This window comes from Paraburkholderia sp. EG286B (assembly GCF_040965655.1).
Taxonomy (GTDB): domain Bacteria; phylum Pseudomonadota; class Gammaproteobacteria; order Burkholderiales; family Burkholderiaceae; genus Paraburkholderia.
Window position 1 is genome coordinate 268,399 of the sequence record NZ_JBFRCF010000001.1, and the last position, 18,873, is coordinate 287,271.

12 protein-coding genes are annotated in these 18,873 nt (G+C 67.6%); 6 read left to right on the forward strand and 6 right to left on the reverse strand.

Features of this window, described 5'->3' with window-relative positions:
• The first annotated feature begins 7 nt into the window (after nt 1-7).
• Both kduD and kdgR read left to right on the forward strand, forming a co-directional pair.
• Nucleotides 8-778 carry a 2-dehydro-3-deoxy-D-gluconate 5-dehydrogenase KduD gene (gene kduD / locus AB4Y42_RS01235; protein ID WP_368688272.1) on the forward strand — a complete coding sequence of 257 codons (771 nt, stop codon included), beginning with the start codon at nt 8-10 and terminating at the stop codon, nt 776-778.
• Nucleotides 779-905: 127 nt separating this feature from the next.
• Nucleotides 906-1,727: a DNA-binding transcriptional regulator KdgR gene (kdgR, locus tag AB4Y42_RS01240; RefSeq protein ID WP_368688271.1), complete on the forward strand. Its 822-nt coding sequence runs from the start codon at nt 906-908 to the stop codon at nt 1,725-1,727.
• Here the strand turns inward: kdgR and AB4Y42_RS01245 are convergent.
• The 3 genes from AB4Y42_RS01245 to AB4Y42_RS01255 are packed head-to-tail and all read right to left on the reverse strand — an operon-like array spanning nt 1,724 to nt 5,967.
• Nucleotides 1,724-3,232, reverse strand: coding sequence for an efflux transporter outer membrane subunit (locus tag AB4Y42_RS01245; RefSeq protein WP_368693143.1), 1,509 nt, complete (start codon nt 3,230-3,232; stop codon nt 1,724-1,726). The two genes, kdgR and AB4Y42_RS01245, sit on opposite strands and share 4 nt — an antisense overlap.
• 16 nt (nt 3,233-3,248) lie before the next feature.
• A complete protein-coding gene (locus tag AB4Y42_RS01250) occupies nt 3,249-4,838 on the reverse strand; it encodes an MDR family MFS transporter (RefSeq protein ID WP_368693144.1) in 1,590 nt (529 codons plus the stop codon).
• On the reverse strand, nt 4,831-5,967 hold the full coding sequence (locus tag AB4Y42_RS01255; RefSeq protein WP_368693145.1) for an HlyD family secretion protein: 1,137 nt from the start codon (nt 5,965-5,967) through the stop codon (nt 4,831-4,833). Before AB4Y42_RS01255 ends, AB4Y42_RS01250 begins: the two co-directional genes overlap by 8 nt.
• A 95-nt stretch (nt 5,968-6,062) precedes the next feature.
• Between AB4Y42_RS01255 and AB4Y42_RS01260 the strand changes: the two genes are divergently transcribed.
• The 4 genes from AB4Y42_RS01260 to AB4Y42_RS01275 all read left to right on the forward strand — a co-directional run bounded on the left by AB4Y42_RS01260 (nt 6,063) and on the right by AB4Y42_RS01275 (nt 8,906).
• Nucleotides 6,063-6,785, forward strand: coding sequence for a CerR family C-terminal domain-containing protein (locus AB4Y42_RS01260; RefSeq protein ID WP_368693146.1), 723 nt, complete (start codon nt 6,063-6,065; stop codon nt 6,783-6,785).
• 112 nt (nt 6,786-6,897) lie between these two features.
• The gene (locus AB4Y42_RS01265; RefSeq protein ID WP_254356757.1) at nt 6,898-7,533 is read left to right on the forward strand and encodes a LysE family translocator; all 636 of its coding nucleotides are present in this window, start codon (nt 6,898-6,900) and stop codon (nt 7,531-7,533) included.
• Between the two features lie 101 nt (nt 7,534-7,634).
• The gene (locus AB4Y42_RS01270) at nt 7,635-8,201 is read left to right on the forward strand and encodes a TetR/AcrR family transcriptional regulator (RefSeq protein ID WP_368688266.1); all 567 of its coding nucleotides are present in this window, start codon (nt 7,635-7,637) and stop codon (nt 8,199-8,201) included.
• A gap of 279 nt (nt 8,202-8,480) precedes the next feature.
• Nucleotides 8,481-8,906 carry an organic hydroperoxide resistance protein gene (locus AB4Y42_RS01275; RefSeq protein ID WP_069266029.1) on the forward strand — a complete coding sequence of 142 codons (426 nt, stop codon included), beginning with the start codon at nt 8,481-8,483 and terminating at the stop codon, nt 8,904-8,906.
• Nucleotides 8,907-8,987: 81 nt separating this feature from the next.
• Here AB4Y42_RS01275 and recD read toward each other — a convergent pair whose 3' ends face one another.
• Genes recD through recC form a run of 3 tightly spaced genes read right to left on the reverse strand, consistent with a single transcriptional unit; the run spans nt 8,988 to nt 18,618 of the window.
• Entirely contained in the window at nt 8,988-11,204 is a 2,217-nt protein-coding gene (recD, locus tag AB4Y42_RS01280; protein WP_368693147.1) for an exodeoxyribonuclease V subunit alpha, read from the reverse strand.
• Nucleotides 11,201-15,037, reverse strand: coding sequence for an exodeoxyribonuclease V subunit beta (gene recB, locus AB4Y42_RS01285; RefSeq protein WP_368693148.1), 3,837 nt, complete (start codon nt 15,035-15,037; stop codon nt 11,201-11,203). The genes recD and recB overlap by 4 nt, the downstream gene beginning before the upstream one ends.
• Nucleotides 15,034-18,618 (reverse strand): exodeoxyribonuclease V subunit gamma, encoded by a 3,585-nt coding sequence (recC, locus tag AB4Y42_RS01290; protein ID WP_368688263.1) that lies wholly within the window; start codon nt 18,616-18,618, stop codon nt 15,034-15,036. The genes recB and recC overlap by 4 nt, the downstream gene beginning before the upstream one ends.
• Nucleotides 18,619-18,873: the final 255 nt, after the last annotated feature.

Consider the following 18,873-nt stretch of genomic DNA (forward strand, 5'->3'; position numbering starts at 1 on the left):
CGCATACATGGCATCCAGCACCTTCAATCCGTTCGATCTCAGCGGCAAGATCGCCATCGTCACCGGCAGCAACACGGGCCTCGGCGCGGGCATGGCGCTCGCGCTCGCGCAGGCCGGTTGCGACATCGTCGGCGTTTGCAGGGGCGAGCCCGGCGACACGCCTGCGCGTGTCGAGGCCCTCGGGCGCCGCTTCGTCGACGTGCGCGCCGACCTCGGCTCGATCGCGCCCGTGGAGGACATCGTGCGCGCCGCCGTCGAAGCCTGTGGACGGATCGACATCCTCGTGAACAACGCCGGCGTGATTCGCCGGGAAGACGCCCTCGCCTTCGGCGAAGACGACTGGGACGCCGTCATGGACGTCAACCTCAAGAGCGTGTTCTTTCTCGCTCAGGCGGCCGCGCGCCGGTTCGTCGCGCAGGGCGGCGGCGGCAAGATCATCAATATCGCGTCGATGCTGTCGTTCCAGGGCGGCATTCGCGTGGCTTCCTATACGGCCTCGAAAAGCGGCGTGCTGGGCCTCACCCGCCTGCTCGCCAACGAATGGGCCGCCCACGGCATCAACGTCAACGCGATCGCGCCCGGTTATATGGCGACCGCCAACACGGCCGCGTTGCGCGAGGACACCCAGCGCAACGGCGAGATCCTCAGCCGCATTCCCGCCGCGCGCTGGGGCGAGCCGGACGATCTCGCCGGCCCCGTGGTGTTTCTCGCCTCGGCGGCAGCGGATTACGTGCATGGCCATACGCTCGCCGTGGACGGCGGCTGGCTTGCGCGCTAGCCCACGCGGCGCGCACGGGACGCGGTATGCTCCCGTCAGGGAGTCACATGGACCAGCAACAATGGCAGCAGGCGTAGAAAAAACGGCAAATCCGGGCAAGGGGCAGCGCAGCGCACAGGAGCACGCAATGAACGAAATGGACGGCGGCACGGAGAAAGGCGAATCGGTTTCGTCGATCGGCCGCGTGTTTGCGATCCTCGGCGCGCTGGGCGAGAACGGGCCGATCGGCATTAGCGAGCTTTCGCAGCGTCTTGCGCTTTCGAAAACCACCGTGCACCGCGTGCTGCAAACGCTGAAGGCGCTAGGCTACGTCGCGCAGGAAGTCGAAACCGACCGCTATCGTCTGACGATCCGGCTGTTCGAACTCGGCGCGAAGGCGCTCGAAAGCGTCGACCTCGTGCGCGAGGCCGACATCGAGATGCGACGCATTGCGCAAGCCACGCGTGAAGCGGTTCATCTCGGCGCGTTCGACGAAGACGCGATCATCTACATCCACAAGATCGACTGCGATTACGGCCTGCGCATGCAGTCGCGCATCGGGCGGCGCAATCCGCTGCATAGCACGGCAATCGGCAAAGTACTGCTCGCGTTCATGCCGCCCGCCGACGCGCAGGAAACGCTTTCGCATGTGGAATTCAGGAAGTCGACGCAGAAAACGCTCACTTCCGCCGACGCGGTGCTGAGCATTCTTCCGCACGTGCGCGAGCAAGGCTACGGCGAAGACAACGAAGAGCAGGAAGATGGTTTGCAGTGCCTGGCGGTGCCGGTGTTCGACCGCTTCGGGCATGTGATCGCCGGCCTCTCGATCTCGTTTCCGACCATGCGCTGCGGCGCGGACACGAAAGCGCACTACGTCGCCCTGCTCAAGCGCGCGGGCGCAGCGATCTCGGCGCGGCTCGGCTATCGCGAGCCGGCCGCGCACGAGCATGCGCCCGCCGAACCCGGCTAGCCCGGCGTGGCGGCGGTCGCCGCCGTGGCTGCCGCAGTGGTCCGCCAGCCGAGACCGAGGCTCTTCTGCAGCGACACGAAGTCCTTGAGCAAATCGGCCTGGCCCGACACCACGTTCTGCTGCGCGGCGAATTCCGTGCGCTGCGTGTCGAGCAGATCGACGAGGCTCGACGCCCCCGCGCGGTAGCGCTGGCGCATGAGCGTCGCCGAACGCTCGGCGGAAACCTGCACCTTCTGCAAGGTCACCAGATGCTCGCGCTGATAGCCATAGCGCGACAGCGACGCGTTGGCGTCCTGCAATGCCGCGAGCACGGCCTTTTCGTAATGCGCTTCGGCTTCGTCACGCGACGCTTGCGCGCCGTGCACCGCGCCCAGCGTGCGCCCGAAGTCGAACACGTTCCATTGCAGATACGGCGCCCCTACCCAGCTGAAATTGCTCTTGCGGAACAGGTGCCCCGGCTCCGCGGCCGTAAAGCCGAGGTCGCCGAACAGCGTGAGCTTGGGCAGAAAGTCCGCCACGTGCTCGCCGATCTGCGCGTTGCTCGAGGCGAGACGCCGCTCCGCCGCGCGAATATCGGGGCGCTGCGCGAGCATCGTGGTGGGATCGCTCACGGGCACGCTGGCGGGCATCGTGGGCAGCGGCTGCGTCTGTGCCAGTTCCGCATCGAGCGCGCCAGGTGCCTTGCCGGTGAGCACCGCCAGTTGATCCAGCGATATTTCGACTTGCGCCGCGAGCGGCGTGATCGTGGAGCGCGTGTTTTCCACCTGGGTGGTGAGCCGCTCCACGTCCACCTCGGCCGCGGTGCCGCCCGCGCGGCGCTGCTCGGTGAGCGTGAGCATCTCCTGCTGCAGCTGCGCCGTGTGCTGCGCGATGGCGAGGCGCTGCTGCTCGTCGCGCAGGTCGATATAGGCCTGCGCGACTTCGGCCGCGAGCGATACCTGGGTGTCCGCAAGATCGGCGTCCACGGCATCGGCCTCGTCGCTTGCCGCTTCCACGGCGCGGCGCGTGCCGCCGAACAGATCGATTTCCCACGAGGCATCGAAGCCCGCCGTGTAGAACGTGATCGGGCCGCCGCCCGAAGAGCCGCCCTGCCCCGAACTGCTGCTCGACGACGTCAAGGCGCTCAGGTTTGGCTCACGCATGCGGATCGCCGCCGCGCTCGCGCCGACCTTCGGCAGTTCGGCGGCGCGTTGCTGCTGCAGTTGCGCGCGCGAGGCGCGCAAACGCGCCTGCGCCGCGCGCACATCGGGATTGTGGGCGAGCGCCGCGTCGATCAGCGTGTTCAGTTGCGGGTCGTTCAGCGCAAGCCACCATTGGCTCGGTGCGCGCGCGGGCGTCACGCCTTGCGCGGGCGTGCGCAGGAACGAAGTGGCATTCGCCGCTTCGGGCGCGACGGCCGGTGCGCCGTGATAGTCGGGGCCGACGGTGCAGGCTGCCAGCGCGCAGGCAGCGGCGCACGCGCTCAGCGCGGCATAGGAGAGTCGGAAGTAACGGGTTGCCGTCATGAGTCAGTGATAATCTTCAGTGGCCGCCAGACGGCGCTTGTGCGCCAGGCTGCGGCTTCTTGAGCAGGAGCGCGAGCGGCACGCACGCCGCCAGGGCGATGCCGAGCACCCAGAATGTTTCGGAGTACGTGATGACCATCGATTGCTGCGCGATTTGCGCCGCGATCTGGCCGAGCGCCTGCAGTTGCGAGTGCGCCATGTCGCCCGTCTGCGTGAACCAGCTGGCCGCGCTCCCGGCCACACGCTCCTGGCCGATGACCGAGTTGGCGCTGAGCGATTCGCGCAGCACGGCCGTATGGAACGCCTCGCGCCGGTCGATGAGCGTGCCGATGATCGCAAGCCCCACCGAGCCGCCCAGATTGCGCGCCATGTTGTAGAGCCCGGCCGCGTCGCCGGAATCTTCGCGCGACACCGCCGCCATCGAGGCCTGGTTCAGCGGCATCATCGCGAGCATTTGCGCCACGCCGCGCACGAGCTGCGACCAGACGAAATCGTGACCGACGCTCTGCGCCGTGAGCGAAATGTCGAGCATGCAGCTCAGCGTGAAGAGCAGCAGCCCGGACACCACCAGGATGCGAAAGTCCACCTTGCCCAGCAGGCGCGGCAGAATCGGCATCACGAGGAACGCGGGTAGCCCCGAAAGCAGCATGATCGCGCCGGACTGCTGCGCGTTATAGCCGGCAACGAGGCTCAGAAACTGCGGCAGCAGGTACGAAATGCCGTAAAGCCCGGCGCCCACCGCGAACACGATGATGATGACGCTCGCGTAGCGCGGATTGCGCATGAGCGACAGACGCAGAATCGGCTTTTTCGCGGTGAACTGCGAAAGCGCGATGAGCACCATGCCCGCGAGCGAGATCCACGTGAGCGTGACGATGAAGTTCGACTCGAACCAGCGTTCGCGCTGGCCCTCTTCGAGCACGACGGTCAGCGAACTCAGGCCCACCGCCAGCCCGGTAATGCCGAGCCAGTCCGCCTTGAGAAAGGCTTCCCAGTGCGGCCGGTCGGGTTCGAGGCCGACGATAAGCAGCGTGATGAGCGCGAGACACACCGGCAAATTGATGAAGAAGCACCAGCTCCAGCTGATGTTCTCCGCGAGCCAGCCGCCCACCACGGGCCCGAGCAGCGGGCCGAGCAGCACGATCAGGCCGAACACCGTCATGCCCACGGGCAGCTGCGAGAGCGGCAGGCGCGTGCGGATGATGGTCTGCCCGGTCGGGATCATCGCGCCGCCCGTGAAGCCCTGGCCGATGCGCCCGGCGATCATCATGCCGAGCGTGGTCGACCAGCCGCACATCATCGAAAAGGTAATGAAGAGCGCCGAGTTCGCGAGCAGGAAATTTCGCAGCCCGAACACCCGCGTGAGCCACGCGGCGAGCGGAATCATCACGATCTCGGACATCAGGTAGCCGGTGGAGATCCACGTGCCCTCGGTGCCGGTCGCGCCAATCTGCCCCTGGATCTGCGGCAGCGCCGAGTTCGTGATGGAAATGTCGAGCGTGGCCATCAACGCGCCCAGCGCACCCGCCGCGACGGCGATCCAGTCCGCCGCGCTCGCGCGCTCGCCATGCGGATGCGGCACCGCTGCGCGAGCCGTATTAGCCACGGTGGTTCTCTTGGTCGATACGGCGGTCGTCCTCGCGCGCGGAGCGCGTGTCGACATCGACGGTCACCGACATGCCCGGCAGCAGCACGCTGCGCGTTTCCGGCCCGGTTTCGAGGCGGATGCGCACCGGCACACGCTGGACGATCTTCGTGAAGTTGCCGGTGGCGTTCTCGGGCGGCAAGAGCGCGAACTGCGCGCCCGTACCCGGCGAGAAGCTGTCCACCACGCCGTGCAGCGTGTGGCCAGGCAGCGCGTCGACGTGCAGCTCCACGGGCTGGCCCGCGCGCATCCGGCCGATCTGCGTTTCCTTGAAGTTCGCCGTGAGGTAGGTGCGCTGCACCGGCACGACGGTCAGCATGCGCGTGCCCGGCTGCACGTACTGGCCCACGCGCACGCTACGGTCGCCCACGCGGCCCGCCAGCGCGCTCTTCACCACAGTGTTGTCGAGGTCGAGCTGCGACTGCGCAGCGTTCGCACGCGCCGCCTCGAGCTGCGCGCGCGCCTGCGAGAGCTGCGCGTTCAGCGCCGAAATCTGCGAGCGTGCGGACGTGACGGCGGCTGCGTCGGCGGCGAGCGTGGCCTGCGCCTTGTCGCGTTCGCTCTTGAGTTCGGCGAGCCGTTCAGTCGTTTCCGCACCCGTGGCCGCGAGCGGCGCGTAGCGCGCCACTTCGTCGTTCGCGTGGCGCAGGCTGACCTGGGCGACTTCCTGCTGCGCCTGTGCCTGAGCGACGTTCGCGCGCTGCTGCTCGATCTGCGCCTGTGCATGCTCGATGTCCGCCGTGCGCGCGTCGACGGTGGCCTGCGCCTGGTCGAGCGCCACCTGATACTGGCGCGCGTCGAGCTTCACGAGCGGATCGCCCGCCTTCACGGCCTGGTTATCGGCGACGTAGACGTCCGTCACATAGCCGCTCACCTTCGGCGCGATCGTCACGCTGTCGGCCTGCAGATAGGCGTCGTCAGTGGATTCGATGAAGCGCCCGACGACCCACCAGTGGCCCAGCCACACCGCCGCGGCGACGAGCGCCGCCAGTCCCAGCAGGATCAGAAGGGTTCGTTTCGCGCCGCTGCGCGCAGGTGCAGCGGCGGCGTCCGGCACGTCGCGTCCGGGCGCGCCTGCAGTCGTAGACATGTTGTTGATTCTCAATTTATTCCAGTCGGCAAAATTATTCCACCTGGAAAAATTGTGTCAAGTGTTATATTTCGCAGGGATACGAAAGGAAATGCATGAGCGAAGGTAAGAAACTGCGACGTTCGCCCGAAGGAGGCTATGCGCGTGGCGACGAGACACGTCGCAAGATCATCGAGGCGGCCATCAGTCTGTTCGGGCAGCACGGCTTTGACGGCGCCTCCACGCGCGACATCGCCGCGCGCGCGGGCGTGAATGCACCGGCGCTGCAGTATTACTTCGAGAACAAGGAAGGCCTCTACCGCGCCTGCGCGGAGTCGATCGCCGACGAATCGTGGCAGTCGTTCGAGCCGGCCGTGCAGCGCGCGCGCGAAGCGCTCGAGCGCAATGCGGACACCGAAGCGCTGATCGACGCCTTCCTCGACATCCAGTCGGCCGTGGCCGACCGTTCCTTCGTCAAGCAGCACGGGCCGGACCAGCGTCTCTTCTTCGCGCGCGAACAGGGCGGCGGCGAACCGGAGATCGGCTCGGAAATCCTGCGTGAGCGCGTGCGCTCGCCGCTGAACACCATCAACGTGGAACTGCTCGAACGCATTACCGGCATGCCGGCCGACGATCCGCTCACCGTGGTGCGCATGTTCAGCCTGTATGGGCAGTTTCTGCTGTTCTTCATCGCGCGCCGCTCCACGCTCACGATGCTCGGCTGGGACGACATCGACAGGGCAAAGGCCGATTTTCTGAAGGTGAGCATCGCGGAACAGACGCGCGTGCTGTTGCGCCACTGGAATCGCGAGCGCGACAAGCCCAATCGCTCAAGATAACTAAGCACTATTCAGGCGGCGGGCACGATCACGCGGCGCCAGTGGGGAATCCACGTGGCGCCTCCGCGCCCATGTTAGGGTGCGGGATTCCCTCCCGCATGGAGCCGCCAGCATGTCACCCCTCGCAGCCGTTGCCAGCATTCTCCTCGCTGTTCTACTCGGGGCCATGAGTCCCGGCCCGAGCTTCGTGCTCGTCGCGCGCAACTCGATCGGTCTCTCGCGCCGCGACGGCGTCGCCACCGCGCTAGGCATGGGCACGGGTGCGATCTGCTTCGCGGGCATCGCGCTCGCCGGGCTCTACACCCTGCTCGCCACCGTGGCCTGGCTGTACGCCGCGCTCAAGATCGCTGGCGGCGCCTATCTGCTCTACATCGCTTCGCGCATCTGGCGCGGCGCGGGCTCGCCCGTCACCGTGAGCAGGACGGCCACACCGGACGAGCGCCCCGGCAAGTCGTACTGGAGCGGCCTCACCACCCAGTTGAGCAACCCGAAAACGGCCATTGCCTACGGCGGCATCTTCGTGGCGCTGCTGCCGCATAACCCGCCGCTGTGGTGCTACTTCGCGCTGCCGCCGCTCGTCTTCGCGATCGAAACCGGCTGGTACACGGTCGTCGCGCTGTGCTTTTCGAGCCAACGTCCGCGCGATCTCTATCTGCGCGCCAAGAGCTGGATCGACCGCATTGCGGCCGGCGCGATCGGGGCGCTGGGCCTGCGCCTGATTTTCAGCGCCGGGCATCGCGGGATCTGACGTCGCCCCGCCGGACGCGGCCAGCAGGTCGCGCCCCGCGCTCCGGAATTTATTTCGTGAGGCGCTTGACAATCTATCTTCCAGTAGATAAATTGGAGCCCATGAACACGAAGCTGACAGTGCGGGAGCAGGTTCTCGACCACGCCATCACCCTCATGATGCTGCGCGGCTACAACGGGTTCAGCTACCGCGACCTGTCAGAACTGGTGGGGGTGAAAACGTCGAGCATCCACTATTACTTCCCGTCGAAAGACGACCTGGTGCTCGAAGCGGTGAGCCAGTACAGCGGCGAAGTCATGGCGGGATTGCAGTCGATCGACGCGGCGCTGCCGGCGCGCGAAAAGCTCGCTACGTACACGCGGCTGTTCGGCAAGACGCTGGGCGACGGCAACCAGATCTGTCTGTGCGGCATGCTCGCCGCCGACATCGAGTCGCTGCCGGAAACCGTGCGTCACGCCGTGCAGACGTTCTTCCGCGCCAACGAAAGCTGGCTGGCCGAGGTGCTGGCTCAAGGCGCGAAAGAAGGCACGCTGGTCGTGCGGGGCAAGCCGGAAAGCTCGGCCCGTACGCTGTTCGCGGCCTTGCAGGGCAGCGTCCTGGCGAGCCGGCTGTTCCACACGAAGTCGCGCCTCGAAGATGTCGAAGCCATGTGGCGCGTGGCTCAGTAACGTACTCTGGCCTGTCATACGGGGCGGCTCATCGCCCTTTTATTGGGTCGCGAATTCTATCTTCTGATAGATAGCTAGAAAGAGGAGCATCATGAACGTGTTTCGACGGCCGGAAATCTATCTGGTAATAGATAGAATGCAGAAATTGACGACCGGAAATTCGCAAGCGCTGCTCTTCTGCTGGACCCTGGTGCACATGGCTGTCGCCTTGCACCACTAAATTGAATGCCGTACTCCGCCGTACCTTCAACGAACCGTCTTTGCTCAAAGGAGCCTGTCATGTCGATCGAAAAAGTCCTCTACCGCGCCGAAGCCAACGTCACCGGCGGCCGCGACGGCCGTGCCGTCATTCCCGCCAGCAACCTGGACCTCAAGCTCACCACGCCGCGCGAACTCGGCGGCGCGGGCGGCGACGGCACGAACCCCGAGCAGCTGTTCGCCGCGGGCTACAGCGCATGCTTCATCGGCGCGATGAAGTTCGTGTCGGCGCGCGACAAGATTGCCCTGCCTGCCGATGTCTCGATCACCGGCAATGTCGGTATCGGCCAGATTCCGAATGGCTTCGGCATTGAAGTCGAACTGAAGATTTCGCTGCCCGGCATGGATCGCGCGGCTGCCCAGGCGCTCGTCGACAAGGCCCATATCGTGTGCCCGTACTCGAACGCCACGCGCGGCAACATCGACGTGACGCTCACGATCGTCTAAGCCGCGAGCCGCATGCAGCACGCGCCGAGGGCCGCCAAAAGCGGCCCTCGGCTTTTTTGCCCGCCGCTCACGCGGGTTCACTCAGGTTCTCGCAGCCTGAGCGTCGCGCGCGAGTCCCGCCATGAGACCGCTTGCGCGCTGCACTTTGGCGAGCACTGCGCGATCGAGCACGGAGCGCCCCTCGGGCACCGCGAGCGTGAGAAACGAACGCGCACGCGTGATGCCGGTGTAGACGAGTTCGCGCGTGAGAATGGGGCTGTACGTATCGGGCAGCACGAGCGCGGCGTGAGTGAACTCCGAGCCCTGCGATTTGTGGACGGTGAGCGCGAACACCGTCTCCACGCCCTGCAATCGGCTCGGCGACACCCACTTCACGCCGCCCGACCCATCGCCGGCCGGGAACGCCACACGCAACACGGGCGGCTCCCCCGCCGCAACGGGCAGTTCCAGCGCGATGCCGATATCGCCGTTCATGAGCCCGAGCTCGTAGTCGTTGTGCATGACGAGTACGGGCCGGCCCGCATACCAGTCGCCGTGCGGATCGATGAGCCCTTCTTCGTGCAGCAGGCGCGCCACGCGGCGGTTCAGGCCTTCGACGCCCCACGGTCCGCGCCGCAGCGCGCACAGCAGCTGAAACGCGCCATGCGCCTTGAGCACGCCAGCGGCCCAGCCGGCAAGCGCCTCGGGCGTCGCGCCGGGCTCGGGCCGGGTCGTGCGCATCGTTTCGAGGTAGTGGCGGTAGCCCTGGCGCTGCGCGTGCGCGGCGCCGTGTTCGCCCACGCGGCCATCGACGATCAGCGAGCGCAACGGGCCGTCATCATCGGCGGGACACACGAGGCGCGCGAGATCCTCATAACCGCGCGACCAGATCTTCGCGACTCCCACCGCATCGCCCAGGTTGACGAGCTCGGCCAGCGCGCCGATGCCGCTCTCCGATGCGAAACGATGGCTCTCGCGCAGCATCGCGATGGCCTGGTCGAGCGGCAGGCCGTGCGCGTCGAGCATGGTCGCGTCGACGCGCGCGCCCGTGGCCGCTTCGAGCCACGCCCGCGACGCCTGCGTGTAGTGCCCTTCGCGCGCGCGGTCGCACAATTCCCCCAGCACCGCGCCGGCCTCGACCGAAGCGAGCTGGTCCTTGTCGCCGAGCAGGATGAGCCGCGCGGAGGGCGGCAGCGCGTCGAGCACGGCGGCCATCATTTCGAGGTCGACCATCGAGGCCTCGTCGATCACCAGCACGTCCACGGACAGCGGATTCGCGGCGTCGTGCCTGAAGCGCCGGCTGCCGGGCCGCGTGCCGAGCACGCGGTGCAGCGTGGTCACGACGGTCGGAATCGCGTTGCGCAGCGCCACGGCGTCGACGTGCGCCTGCAGCGCGTCGAACGGCAGCCGCTCCACCGCGCCCGCGATCGATTCGTTCAAGCGCGCCGCGGCCTTGCCGGTGGGCGCGGCAAGCCGGATCCGCAACGGCCGCGCGGCACGCGCTCCCTGCTCCGCACGGCCGAGCGCGAGTGTCTGCAGGAGTGCCAACAATCTCACGACCGTCGTCGTCTTGCCCGTGCCCGGGCCGCCCGTGACGATGCTGAACGCGCTGCGCGCGGCGAGCGCGCAGGCGAGCTTCTGCCAGTCGGCGGCGCGCGCAACTTGACCGGCGCGTGGCGCAAACAGCGCGTCGAGCGCCGCGCGCGCGATATCGAGCGGCAACGCGGCTTCGAGCTGCGAAGCGCGTGTGAGGCGGCGCTCGATGCCCTCCCGCACGTCCTGCTCGTATTGCCAGTAGCGCCGCAAATAGAGCCGTGTGCCCGCCAGCACGAGCGGCGCATTGCCTTGCGCCACGTCGGCAACCGCTGTCTCCTCGCTCACGAGATCGGGCACCGCGAGCGCTGCGCGCCACTGCGCGAGTGTCACGCCCGCGAGCACTTCGGCAGGCGGCTGCGCCGGCACCGCGGCCAGCATTTGCGGCCCGTCGGGCGGCAGGGACAGCGCGAATGCCGGATCCTCCAGCGTGGCCTTCAGGTCGAGACACACATGACCGCGCCCAAGCTGATGGCTCGCCAGCGCGGCCGCCAGCAGCAGCAACGGCGGACTGTGCGGCGCTTCCGTCCACAAGAAGCGTGCGAATGCGGCATCGAGCGTACGGAGCCAGCCGCGCTCGACCCAATTGTCGAGCACGCCGAGCATTTGCCCGGCCGTTTCGCGTGCGGCGACTGGCCGCGGTTCCGGCGCGGCTTCCGGCATGTCCAGATGCTCGAACAGATCGCCGGTGAGGCCGTCCTGCCCTTTCGTGCGGCGCCTCGTCATGCCACGTCCTCCAGCGCATTGCGACGCGCAAACAGCGCGTCGAGTCGTTCGATCAGCTCGCGCGGCGGCCGCTCGCAGTGCAGCCCCTGCCCCGGCGCGCGGCCGCCGCGCAGGAACAGATACACGGCGCCGCCCACGTGGCGGTCATAGTCGTAATCGGGCAGGCGCGACTTGAGCAGACGGTGCAGCGCGAACAGATAGAGCACGTATTGCAGTTCGTAACGCGAATGCAGGATCTGCGCGCGCATTTTCGCGCTCGTGTACGACGCATCGTCCGGACCGAGCCAGTTCGACTTGTAGTCGGCCACGTAGTAGCGGCCTTCGTGTTCGAACACGAGATCCATGAAGCCCTTGAGCATGCCGTTGAGCGTGGCGGCGTCGAGCGCGGGGCGCGCTTCGCCGTCCAGCGTGAATTCGGTGACGAGCGCGTCGATTGCGAGCGTATCGACGGCATGCGCCGTGACCCAGAACTCCAGCTCGGCCATATACGCACCGGGTTCGAACTGCGCGAACGCCACGGGCGCCACGCGCTCGCCTTCGATGTCCGGCAGACGCAGCGGCGTGCGCACGAGTTCGAGCATCCACGCCGTGAGCGTCTCGATCCAGTGCGACCAGCCGCGCACGCTGCAGCGGCGCGCGACCATGTCGCGCACGCGCGCTTCGTCCTGCGCGATTTCGGCGAAGCCTTCGTTGGCGGCCCATTCCATCAGTTCGTGCAGGAAGGTGCCCGCGTCCGCGCCGCGCTCGAACCCGTGCATCGGCGCAAGCGCGGGTGCGACGAGCGTCTGGCCGGCGCTGGCGAAGGCTTCGTCGTCTTCAGGCGGCACGCTCGCCTCGAGCAGTTCGAGGAACACGTCCTCGCTGCGCGTGTCGGGCGCGCTGCGCGCATCGTCCGCTTCGACGGGCACGCCCGAACCGATCGACGTTTCGAGCGTCTTCAGGCTCGAATAGCTCGCGATCCACCAGCGTTCGCGCTCGCGATGCGCGAGCGTGCGCGCCTCGCCGCGCACGGCGCCGGTGTCGCGCAGCGCGAGCACATCGCGGCGCGCGTGGGGCGCAGGCGCGACGGCGATGTCCGTGCACGGGCCGCGCAACGTGTCGAGCCATGCTTCGGTTTCCTGAGCAGGAATGGCCGCGCCGCCGCCCAGCAGATACCCGAACGCGCTCGCCTCGACGCCCTGCACCGGTCCATAGCCGACCCACGTCGCATAACGCGCGCGCGTCAGTGCGACGTAGAGCTTGCGCAGATCTTCGCCGAGGCGCTCGCGATCGGCCTGACGCAGCACGCGCGCGTCGGCCTCGAGTGTGACGCGCAATTCGCCTTCGTCGTCGTGCCACTTGAACGGCACGTCGTCGGGCTTGACGGCGCGGTGCGCGCACGCGAACGGCAAAAACACGAGCGGATATTCGAGGCCCTTCGACTTGTGGATCGTGACCACCTGCACGAGTCCTGCATCGCTTTCCAGACGCAACTGGCGCGCGTCGCCCCCGCCGCCCGCGCTTTCGTCTTCGCGCTGCTCGTCGAGATAGCGGATCAGCGCGTGCTCGCCGTCGAGCTGCGTGCTCGCCTGTTGCAGCAGTTCGGCGAGATGCAGCAGGTTGGTGAGCGCGCGCTCGCCATTGAGCCCTGCGCCAGCCGCCTCGCCAAGCAGGCGCTGCGGCACGTGAAAGTCGTTGAACAAGCGGCGCAACATCGGCAGCACGCCCTTCCGGCGCCAGCATTCGCGGTACTCGCGAAACTGCAGCACACGCGACTCCCACGCGATCTCGTCGTGCCCGAGCCGGTCGAGTTCGGCCCATGCGAGCCCGAGCGTGGGCGTGGCGAGCGCCGTGCGCACGAGGCGGCCGTCGTCGGGCTCGGCACAGGCTGCGAGCCAGAAGCGCAGTTCTTCGGCCTGCGGCGTCTGATACACCGAGTCGCGATCCGAGAGATAGACGCTGCGCACGCCGCGCGCGGCCAGCGCTTCGCGTATCGCCTGCGCCTCGCTGCGGTTGTTGACGAGCACCGCCATGTCGGCGGGCTGCAACGGCCGCATGCCGCGTTCGCCCGAGAAACCCGCTGCCTGCTCCTGGCCGAGATTGAGCAGGCGCACCATCTCGGTCGCGCAGCTGCCGGCCATGCCCGCGAGATACGCGCCCTTGCTGAGCGGCTTGCCATCCGCGGGAGGCGGCATCCACCAGACGTTGAGCGCGGGCAGCGCCGCACCGGCGGCAACCAGCTTCTCGGGCCGTCCATGCGCATCGGCAGCCACGAACGGCAACGCGTTTTCGCGTCCATCAGGGCTGCGAAACAAAAACGCACCGCTACCCTCGGGCCGCGATTCCGCCGCTTCGAAGCAGCGGTTCACCGCCTCGACCATTGCGCGCGTCGAGCGGAAATTCTTCTTGAGCGTATAGAGCCGCCCTTCGCAGGCACGACGCGCGCGCAGGTAGGTGTAGATGTCCGCGCCGCGAAACGCGTAGATCGCCTGCTTCGGATCGCCGATCAGGACGATGGCCGTTTCGGTGTCGTGTTCGGCGATGCGATAGACCGCATCGAAGATCTGGTACTGAACCGGGTCGGTGTCCTGAAACTCGTCGATCAGCGCGACCGGATACTGCTTGCGGATGATTTCCGCGAGACGCGGGCCGTTCTCGCGCAGCAGCGCCGCGCGCAGCCGCGTGAGCAGATCGTCGAAGCCCATTTGCGAACGGCGCGCCTCTTCTTCCTCGAAGCGCTTCGCCACCCAGCGCGCCGCGTGACACAGCAGGTCCTGTTTCGCCTCGGGCGGCGCAGCCAGCGACTCGCGCAAGCTTTCCATTGCCACGAAGGCCGCATGCACGGGCGGCTCGCCCTTCACCCAGATCTCGGCCAGACCGGCGGGCGTGAGGCGCGTCCACGCGGCGGCCTTGTCGTCGAAGCCCGGATGCGCGGATTCGGGATCGTTGGCCCAGTCGCGCAGCTTGCCGATCCATGTTTCGCTGTGCTTCGAATTGAGCTTTCTGGCGTCGAACTGTTTCGCGGCGCGCGCCGCGTTGAGCAAGGCCTCGACCTCGTCGATCCAGACGCGCCACGGCGCCTTCAGCGTTTCGAGTTCGTCGCGTGCGCGCTGGCGGGCGTCTGCGAGCGCCGCGTCGGGGTCGCATGCATCGGGCAGGAGATCGGCGTGCGCGAGCAGCCCGCGTATCGCGTCGTGCAATTCGTCGGGACTCGCGAACCATTCCCTCACTTCGGCGGCGCTAGCCGCGTCGAGGGGCGCCATGAAGGTGCGCCAGTAGTCGCGCACGACTTCGGCGCGCAATTCCGTCTGGTCGGTTTCGAGCGTCTGCGAGAAGAGGCTGTCGCTGTCGAACGCGTGCTCGCTCAGCATGCGATTGCACCAGCCGTGGATCGTCGAGACCGCGGCCTCGTCCATCCATTCGGCCGCCAGTTGCAGGCGGCGCGCGCACGCGGGCCACTGCTCCGGCGCGTAGTCCTCCCGCAGATCGTGCAACAGGTCTTCTCCCGGCTCGCGCCCGGGCACGTCTTCGGGCTCGACGCGGAAGCATTCGGCGGCTTCGATGAGGCGCGCGCGAATGCGCTCGCGCAGTTCCTTCGTGGCCGCGTCGGTGAAGGTCACGACGAGAATTTCGGGCGGCGTGAGCGCGCGGCCTGCCGTGCGTGCCTCGTCATCGAAATCCGCTTCGTCGCTTGCTGCGTTGAGCGCGCCGTGCCCCAGCACGAGGCGCACGTACAGCATCGCGATCGTAAAGGTCTTGCCGGTGCCCGCGCTCGCTTCGATCAGGCGGCTGCCGTAAAGCGGGAAGCGCAGCGGCTCCAGAACTTGTGCGTCCATGTTCCCGAGCGGATTCATGCTGTCTCTCCTGCCTCGCTCGAGCCCCGCTTCGCACGCGACGACGCGAGCGGCGCGCGGCTCACCGGCAGCAGCAGCGTCGTGGCAAGCGTGATGAAATCGTCGTGGGCAACGAGCGCATCGAAATCGGGGAAAGCGCGGCGCAAATACGCGTTCGTCTCGCGCTCGCCCGGCGTGCGGGCATTGCCCTCGTAGGCCACGTGTGCGGCTTCCCACGCTTCGGCTGGCACCATCGCGCGTGTGCCGTCGAATGGATCGGGCAACTTGCGCAGCCATGCAAACGCGGTCTTCACCGCGAGCGGCAAGGGCCGGCGCGCGCCGTCGTCCCATGCGGCCAGCAGCGCGAGCAGATAGTCGCGCGCAACCTGCGCGTCGAGCGGCGCGAACTCCACCACGCCCACCTTGCTCACGATCACCGTGGTCACCGGACCGGCCGCGATCTGCGCGGCCACGTGCGCGACCCAATAAGGTACGAGACGGTCGCTGCGGTAGCGGCTGTCCTTCACGAGCGTGCCCGGCTCCAGAATCACACGGCCGAGCGCGCCGTCCGGGCCCGCGCGCAAATCGTCGAGCCAGTCGTCGAGCGAGACGATGCGGCCTTCCAGCGTCGCATCGAGACGAATTTCGTATTGATGCTCGAGCGGTTCGGGCCAGCGCGCGAGCGCCTTGCGATATTCGGCGAAAAGCTCGGGCATGGGCGCGAGCAGTTCTTCGCCGATCACCTCGCCAAAGCCGCCGGTCGCAAGGTCGCCGCTGCGATGCATGCGTTCGAGGCGCGCGAGCGCGGCCGGTTCGAGATCGTCTTCGCCGCGCTCCATCGCCAGGACCTGCGCGTGGATCAGCTCGCCCTGGAGCTGCCACGCCTGCAACGCGTCCACCTCGAAGGGCTCGTGATTTTCGCTCGCCGCATCTTCGCTTTCGAAGGCCACGCGCAGACGCTGCCGGAAGAAGCTGCGAACCGGCTCGCGCAGGAATTCGCCGAGTTCGCGAATCGACAGCGGCTCGTCGCGTTCAGTCGGCGCGAGGACTTCGGCGTTCGCTTCAGCCGCAGGCCGCACCTGGGCAGGCTTGCCCCACTCGTGCGCATACGTGTAGAGCGTCGCCTCTTCGGGGCGCGGCGGAAAATAGTCCGGGCTGAACGGCTGCAGGCGATGCTCGATGGTCAACGCGTCGAGCAGCGCTTCGCCATCGTTGTCTTCATCGCCTTCGAGCCGCCAGCCGGCCTTCAGATGGTCGCGCAACTGTCCGACCAGCACCGAAGGCGGGCGCGGCGTGTTGTCGGTCACGCTGCGCCCGATCCACGACACATGCAGATGGTCGCGCGCCGAGAGCAGCGCTTCGAGAAACAGATAGCGGTCGTCTTCGCGGCGCGAGCGGTCGCCGGGACGATAGTCGCGGCGCATGAGGTCGAAGTCGAGCGGCGTGCGGCTGCGCGGATAGTCGCCGTCGTTCATGCCGAGCAGGCACACGCGCCGGAACGGAATCGCCCGCATCGGCATGAGCGTGGCGAAAGTCACCGCGCCCGCGAAGAAGCGCTGCGAGAGGCCGCCGCCTTCGAGCGCCGCGAGCCAGTTTTCCGCGACGATGGCGAGCGGCAGGGTCTGCGTGAGCGCCGCTTCATCGCAGGCCTCGCGCCATGTTTCGAGCGCGCCGTCGAGGCGATCGAGCGTGTAGGCGTCTTCGTCCTGCGCCGCGAAGAAGGCCGCCTTCAACGCGCGCAGACGCTCGCACCACGCTTCCACCGTGGCCGGTTCGCGCAGCGTACGCCATGCGTGGTCGAGTGCATCCACGAGGCGCGTGAGCGGGCCCAGCAACGCTGCGTCGAGCCCGCCGATTTCGCTGTACGGCTCGATGCCGCGCCATGCGCCCGCACGCTCGCCCGCGGCGTAGCCCAGCAGCATGCGGCGCAGACCGAACGCCCAGCTGTTGGGCGCGCTGAGTTCGTCGGCCTGGGGGAGCCCGAGGCTCGCGCGCTGGCCCGCGTGCAGGCCCCAGCGGATATTTGCGCCGTCGATCCAGTTGCGCAGCGTCGGCACGTCTTCGGCGTCGATGCCGAAGCGCGCGCGCACGGCCGGCACTTCGAGCAGATCGAGCACGTCGCTCACCGTCACGCGCGAGTACGGCAGCGCAAGCAGCATTTCCAGCGCGCCGATGAGCGGATCGAACGCGCGCTGCGCGCGGTCGGCCACGCTGAACGGAATGCTGCGCGGATCGTTGCCGTCGAGCAGGCCGAACACGGCCTGGATATGCGGCGCGTAGACCTCGATGTCGGGCACCATCACGATCACGTCGCGCGGACGCAGCGTGGGGTCCGCCGCAAATGCGGCGAGCAGGCGGTCGTGCAGGATCTCCACTTCGCGCTGCGCACTATGCGCGATGTGAAAGCGAATCGATTCGTCTTCCTGCGCATCGACCGGTTCCCAGTGCTCGCGCGTCTCGCCGAGCGGCCGCAGATCGCGAATGTCGTCCTGCAATTGCGAGAGCAGCGTGAGCGCGTCCTCGCCGTCGAACAGATCGATGCGCTGGCCGATGCGCGTGAAATGCGGCGTGTACGTCTCGCGCGCTTCGTCGCTATCGTATTCGTCGAGCAGGCCGATGAAGTCGCGCCCCTGCTTGCCCCAGGCCGCGAGCAGCGGCTGCGAATGCAGATGCAGCTGCGCCTCGTCGAGCTGGTTCGGTGCGCCCGCGCGGCGGCGCTGGCGCGCGTGGCGTGCGCGCAGCAGGTCCTGGTCGGCGACGATGTCGGCCCAGTAGTGCATGCAGGGGTTATGCACGCACATCAGTACCTGGCTCCAGCGCGAGAGCGCCGCGAGGACTTCCACCGACTGGCGCGCGAGGCTCGAAATGCCGAACACCACGAGCCGGCGCGGCAAGCCTTTCGGCCGGGCGTCGCCCTCCTGCCATGACTGCGCGCGCGCCATGAACGCTTCGTGCACGGCGGCGCGCCCGGTGTCACGCAGGCCGATGCCGTCTTGCGCCTGCGCGCCCACATCCGCGAGCAGCGCGCGCCAGAGCGCCGCCTGCCAGCGCGCCTCCTCGGGCAACGGTGTGCGCACGTTGCGCGCGTCGATCAGCACGTCCTCGTTCGCGGCCCACGCTGCGAGCCAGTCCGCGCGATAGACCTGGTACTGGTCGAGCAGATCCGCCACGCGCTGCGCGAGCTGGAAGCACTTGCGCTGGTCCTCGTCGTTGGCCATGAAGCGCTTGAGCGGCTGATAGCCCGGCTCGTCGAGCAGCGCCGGCAGCATGCGCATGAGACGCCAGACGAGGCGCGACTTGTCGAACGGCGAGACCGCGGGCACCGCGTCGTTGCCGAGCACGGCGCGATACACCTGCCACAGGAAACGCGACGGCAGCGACATTTCGAACGCCGCCGCGATCCCGCAGCCGCCCTCCTCGGGATCGGCGGCAAACGCGAGCTTGAGCCACTGCGCGATGCCGTTGCTCTGCACGAGGAACATTTCCTTTTCGAGCGGCGCGATCGGGTTCTGGCCGATCCAGCTCACGATCAGGTCGCGCATGCGCTCAGGCTGATTGCCGTGAACGAGCATCAGCCCGGTGGGCAGCTCGCGCGCGCTCAAGCGAGGCTCCGGCACGCCTGACACAGGTTACGCGCGGGTTGGGCAGATGGGGCGAGGAAGCGGAGAAAAGGAATTGCGGCCATGTCGCCTGTTCGTGTTTGGTGCCGGTACATACCGGTACGCGCTGGTGCGCGCCGGTATTTGCCGATATGAATGGCGCAGACGGCATTGCGCCCGCGCGATGCAACAGTTTACGACAATCGGGACCGCGGCGAGCGCCGCTTTCATGCGCAGGCTGCGGTGTGGACTCCGGCA